The organism is Kitasatospora sp. NPDC056731 (assembly GCF_040687675.1).
Lineage (GTDB): Bacteria > Actinomycetota > Actinomycetes > Streptomycetales > Streptomycetaceae > Kitasatospora.
Window position 1 is genome coordinate 1 of the sequence record NZ_JBFBNR010000093.1, and the last position, 4,801, is coordinate 4,801.

The window sequence follows — 4,801 nt, forward strand, 5'->3', positions numbered from 1 at the left end:
TCCTCGTACTGGGCCGTACTTGGACGTTTCGCCGGTGCGTCCAGGCGGGATGCCCGGCGTCGCGCGCCCGGCGGGAATTGTCAGACACGCCCTAGTAGGCGGAGGAGGAGGAGGCGTCGAGCTGGTGGACCTCGTCGCCGCGCAGGGCCGGGGAGAAGACGCAGACCAGGCGCAGGTCCTCGTGGGGGCTGGCGACCAGGTAGTGGGCGTCGTGCTGGTCGAGGGCGTAGAGGCGGCCGGGGGTGATGGGGTGGGAGGTGCCGTCCATGGCGATGACCTCGCCGGAACCGGCGATGCAGTAGCACGCCTCCAGGTGGTTGCGGTACTCCAGGCGGGACTTGGTGCCGGCGTTGACGATGGTGTCGGTGAGGGTGTAGCCGAGGTTGTCGCCGGCCACCAGGAAGCGGCGGGACAGGCCGTTGCCCCACTCGACGGTCTGGACGTCGTCAAGGTCGCGGATCAGCATGCTGGTTCTGCCTTTCGTGTCAGCGGGCGAGGGTGGTGGTGCCGGGGGTGGTGCTCGTGCTGGTGGTGCGCGGTACGGCGGTGGTGCTGGTGGTGGTGCGTCCGGCCGTGGCGGGCTGGGGTGGCCCGGGCGGGCGGAGGTCGTGGAGGAGGGCGCGCAGCGCCTGGGCGGCGTCGCGGCCCTCGGTGAGGGCGGTCTCGATGCGGGCGACGGCGGCGGAGCCGACGATCGCGGCGTCGGCTCCGGCGGCGGCGACCGCGTCCAGGTCGGCGGCGCTTTTGACGCCGAAGCCGATGGCGACCGGGGTGGCGGGGGCGGCGGCGCGCAGGGTGGCGACGGTGGCGGCCAGGGTGTGGTGGCCTGCCGCGGGGGTGGTGCCGGAGCGGCCGTAGTGGGCGACGAGGTAGACGTAGGCGTCGTGGGCGTCGCGGGCGGCGGCGGTGAGGACCTCGGGGGTGGAGGTCGGGTAGCAGGTGGCGACCTGCGGCAGGGCGGCCTCGCGCAGGGCCTGGCGCCAGGCGGGGCGCAGGCGGGGCGGCAGGGCGTGGACGAGCAGGGCGTCGGCGCCGGCCTGGGCGATGGCGCGGGCGCAGGTGGCGGGGTCGGCGGCGCGCAGGCTGTGGCTCCAGTCGGCGAGCAGTGCGATCTTCATGTTCTTCAACTGGGGCCGCAGGGTGGCGAGTTCGTCCAGGACGGTGTCCAGGGTGGTGCCGGCGGCCAGGGCCCGGTCGGCGGAGCGGCGGATGACGGGGCCGTCGGTGGGCGAGTTGGGGAAGGGGACGGCGAGTTCGAGGACGTCGACGCCTTCCTCCTCCAGGACGAGGGCCAGGTCGGTGAGGCGGGCGGGCGGGTCTCCGGCGTTGAGGAACAGGGCCAGGTGCGGGCGGCCGTCGGCGCGGGCGGCGAAGAACGTGGTGTCAGGCATGGGCGGGGGCCTTGTGGTCGGCGCGCAGGCGGGCGGCCAGGGCGCGGGGGGCGCCGTCGGCCAGGGCGTCCAGGGCGGCGGTGTGGGCGGTGTGCCAGTGGGTGTGGCGGCCCGAGGCGAGGGCGAGGGCGGCGGCGTTGAGGGCGATGGTGTGGGTGGCGGTGGGGCCGGCGCGGCCGGCGAGGGCTTGCAGGAAGTGGCCGGTGAGGTCCTCGGGGTGGGGGGCGAGGTCGGCCAGGGTGCCGTCGGCGGGGGCGATGGAGCCGGCGGGCAGGTGGAGGGTGGTGTCGGGGGTGTGCAGGGTGTTGTCGGCGAAGGGCAGGAGTTCGTCGGCGCCGGCGGTGTTGGTGGCCAGCCACACGGCGCGCCCGGGGGTGCGGGGGGCGAGGTGGCGCAGGGCGGGCAGGTCGGTGGTGGCGCTGGTGCCGGTGAGTTGGGCGGTGACGGGCACGGTGGCGAGCAGCGGGCCGAGGGTGTTGAGGAGGCGTCCGAAGGGTTTGAGGGTGAGTGGGAAGAGGAGGCGGGCCAGGCGGGTGAGGGCGGGCGGGTAGACGTGGGGGCCGGCGAAGGCGATGCCGTGGCGGGCGAGGTGGTCGGCGGTGGCGGTGTGGGAGGAGGTGAGGGTGATGCCGAGGCGTTCGAGCAGGTCGATGGAGCCGGCGCTGCTGGTGTAGGCGCGGGAGCCGGTCTTGACGACGGGTACGCCCATGGCGGCGGCGGTCAGGGCGGCGGCGGTGGAGAGGTTGAAGGTGGCCGGGCCGCCGCCGGTGCCGACGATGTTGACGCTGGCGGGGTGGGCGGGGCCGGGGTGGGGGCTGCGTTCGGTCAGGGAGGTGGTGAAGGCGGCGAGGGTGTCGGGGGCGGGCAGGCGGGTGGTGAGGGCGGCCAGCAGGGCCGCGGCCTGGGCCCGGTCGCTGTCGCGGGCCGGGCCCGGGGTGCGCTGCTCCAGCTGGTCCCACCACGAGCGCCAGGTGTCCAGGTCGACGTCGTGCCCGGCGAGCAGGGCGGTGAGGGCCGGGTGCACGGGTCAGCCGCCTGCCACGGCGCTGGCCGGGACGGCGCGGCGCTGGGTGATGAAGGCGTCGATGGCGGTGACGGAGCGGAAGTTGTTGGGGTCGAGGTCGGTGTCGTCGACGGGCAGGGCGAAGTGGTCCTCGACCCAGGCGATGAGCTTGAGGACGCCCAGGCTGTCGATGACGCCGTCGGAGAGCAGGTCGTGGTCGTCGGCGAGTTGCTCGGGGGTGACGTCGGGCAGGAACTCCTCGATGAGGAACCGCTTGATCTGGGCGATGTTGCTCATGGCTCGCAACTCCCTTGGGTGTGTGGGGTTTTGGTGGCGTCATCAGGTGATGGGCCGGGTGGCTTGGTCAGGCGGTGGGCAGGACGGCCTTGCGGTCGACCTTGCCGGTGGCGGTCTTGGGCAGCGGGGCGTCGTGGATGGCCAGGCGTTCGGGCACGGCGGCGCGCGGCAGGTTGCGGGCGAGGTGTTCGCGCAGGGTGAGGCTGTTGAGGGCGGAGCCGGCGGCGCGTTGGACGGCGGCGTGCAGGCGTTTGCCGGTCAGCGGGTCCGGGGCGGCGGCGACGGCGGCCTCGCGGACCTCGGGGTGGGCGAGCAGGACGCGTTCGACCTCGGCGGTGTTGACGGCGACGCCGCGGACCTTGACCTGGAAGTCGGCGCGTCCGGTCAGGTGCAGGCGGCCGTGTTCGTCGCGGACGGCCAGGTCTCCGGTGCGGAACCAGCGCCGTCCGGGCCCGGCGCCTTCGGGCTGGGTGGTGAAGCGGCCGGTGTCGCGGGAGCGGTCCAGGTAGCCGGCGGCCTGGAAGGGGGTGGAGACGTACAGTTCGCCGCGGCCGGGGCCGGTGACGGGGGTGCCGTCGGGGGCGGCGAGCAGGGTGCGCACGCCGGGCAGGGGGGTGCCGATGGGCACCGGCAGGGCGGCGGTGGCGTCCAGGCGGTCCAAGCGGTGCAGGAAGCTGTCGTTGGTCTCGGTGCAGCCGTAGATGTTGTAGAGCGCGGCGCCGGGCAGCAGGGCGGGCAGTGCGGCCAGGGTGCGGGCGTCGATGGCGTCGCCGGTGAACGCGGCGTGCTCGACGCTGTCCAGCACCGCCGGGCCTGCCGGCTGGGCGGCGGCGGCCTGGGCGAGGAGGGCGTAGGCGAGGGGGACGGCCTGGAGGACGTGCGGGCGGTGGCGGGTGAGCTGGGCGAGCAGGTGGCGGGCGTTGAGTGCGTGGGCGGGGTCGATGAGCAGGACGGTGCCGCCGGCGGCGAGGGTGGCCCACACGTCGAGCAGGCACAGGTCGAAGTTGAGGGGGGCGTAGTTGGCGACGACGCGGCCGGGCCCGAGGTCGAAGGTGTCGTGGGCCCAGGCGGTGAAGCGGTCGACGGCGGCCTGCGCGAGGGGGACGATCTTGGGCAGGTCGGTGGAGCCGGAGGTGGTGAGCAGGAAGGAGGTGCCGGCGGCGAGGGTGGGCACGGGGGCGGGGCGGGCCAGGGTGGGCAGGGCGGGGGCGTCCTGGCCGAGGGGGGCGAGCAGGTGGCGGGCGCCGGCCTGGGCGAACAGGGCCGCGAGCAGGGCGGGGGCCAGCTGCGGGGAGGGCAGCAGGAAGGGGCGGCGTTCGATCAGGCAGGCCAGGACGAGGGCGATCTGCTCGGGGGACTTGGCGGCGGGCAGGCCCACCGGCTCGCCGGGGGCGAGGTCCAGCGTGTGCAGGCGCAGCCGTTCGCGTTCGGCGGTTTCGGCGAGTTCGCGGTAGGTGACGGCGCGCTCGTGCCACAGGAGGGCGACGGCGTCGGGCCGGGTGCGGGCGTGGGCGGTGAACGCGTCGGGCAGCGACAGCGGCGGCGGGGCCTGCACGGCGGGTGCGGTGGACGCGGCGGGCGTGGTGGGTTCGGCGGGTGTGGTCATCGGGGTCTCACTCCCCCGCCGGGGTGAGGGCGGCCCAGCCGGCCTTGACGGCGGTGCCGGCCTGGGTGGCGACGGTGAAGCGCACCACCGTGCCCCGGTCGTAGGGCTGCAGGGTCAGGCGCAGCGGGGTGCCGGGGGTGGTGGGGGCGGCGAAGCGGGCGCCCAGGGCGGTGAGGCGGGTGGGGTCGCCGTCGGCGTGGCGGTCGGTGATCTCCTCGGTGGCGAGGGCGACCAGGTGCATGCCGTGGGCGATGGCGGCGGGGAATCCTGCGGCGCGGGCGGCGTCGTCGTCGAGGTGCAGGGGGTTGAGGTCGCCGGCGGCGTGGGCGTAGGCGGTGACGTCGGCGGGGGTGAGGGTGTGGGTGAGGGTGAGGGGTTCGGTGTCGGGGGTGGTGCCGGGGTGGGCGGCGGGGCCCAGGGTGCCGAAGGGTTCGATGGTGGTGGCGCCGACGAGCAGGGCGGAGGTGGTCAGGTGGGCCAGGGTGCGGGTGCCGCTGGTGAGGT

General features: G+C 75.5%; 6 protein-coding genes. All 6 read right to left on the reverse strand.

Annotated features, from left to right (window positions below):
- Nucleotides 1–91: 91 nt before the first annotated feature.
- Nucleotides 92–466, reverse strand: a complete 375-nt coding sequence (locus tag AB0R04_RS38700; protein ID WP_063352982.1) for an ectoine synthase — start codon at nucleotides 464–466, stop codon at nucleotides 92–94.
- Between the two features lie 19 nt (nucleotides 467–485).
- A complete protein-coding gene (gene trpA, locus AB0R04_RS38705) occupies nucleotides 486–1,391 on the reverse strand; it encodes a tryptophan synthase subunit alpha (protein ID WP_363378856.1) in 906 nt (301 codons plus the stop codon).
- Nucleotides 1,384–2,415, reverse strand: coding sequence for a hypothetical protein (locus tag AB0R04_RS38710; RefSeq protein WP_363378858.1), 1,032 nt, complete (start codon nucleotides 2,413–2,415; stop codon nucleotides 1,384–1,386). The genes trpA and AB0R04_RS38710 overlap by 8 nt, the downstream gene beginning before the upstream one ends.
- A 3-nt stretch (nucleotides 2,416–2,418) precedes the next feature.
- On the reverse strand, nucleotides 2,419–2,691 hold the full coding sequence (locus AB0R04_RS38715) for a phosphopantetheine-binding protein (RefSeq protein ID WP_063352985.1): 273 nt from the start codon (nucleotides 2,689–2,691) through the stop codon (nucleotides 2,419–2,421).
- A gap of 67 nt (nucleotides 2,692–2,758) precedes the next feature.
- Nucleotides 2,759–4,297, reverse strand: coding sequence for an AMP-binding protein (locus AB0R04_RS38720; RefSeq protein ID WP_363378860.1), 1,539 nt, complete (start codon nucleotides 4,295–4,297; stop codon nucleotides 2,759–2,761).
- 7 nt (nucleotides 4,298–4,304) lie between these two features.
- Nucleotides 4,305–4,801, reverse strand: a 497-nt coding sequence (locus AB0R04_RS38725; protein WP_363378862.1) for a MaoC family dehydratase, incomplete at its 5' end; no start/stop codon positions are given.

What these genes read in the sequence shown, in the direction of transcription:
- AB0R04_RS38700 (WP_063352982.1), bottom strand. Translation starts at nt 466, where the DNA reads ATGCTGATCCGCGACCTTGACGACGTCCAGACCGTCGAGTGGGGCAAC.
- trpA (WP_363378856.1), bottom strand. Translation starts at nt 1,391, where the DNA reads ATGCCTGACACCACGTTCTTCGCCGCCCGCGCCGACGGCCGCCCGCAC.
- AB0R04_RS38715 (WP_063352985.1), bottom strand. Translation starts at nt 2,691, where the DNA reads ATGAGCAACATCGCCCAGATCAAGCGGTTCCTCATCGAGGAGTTCCTG.
- AB0R04_RS38720 (WP_363378860.1), bottom strand. Translation starts at nt 4,297, where the DNA reads ATGACCACACCCGCCGAACCCACCACGCCCGCCGCGTCCACCGCACCC.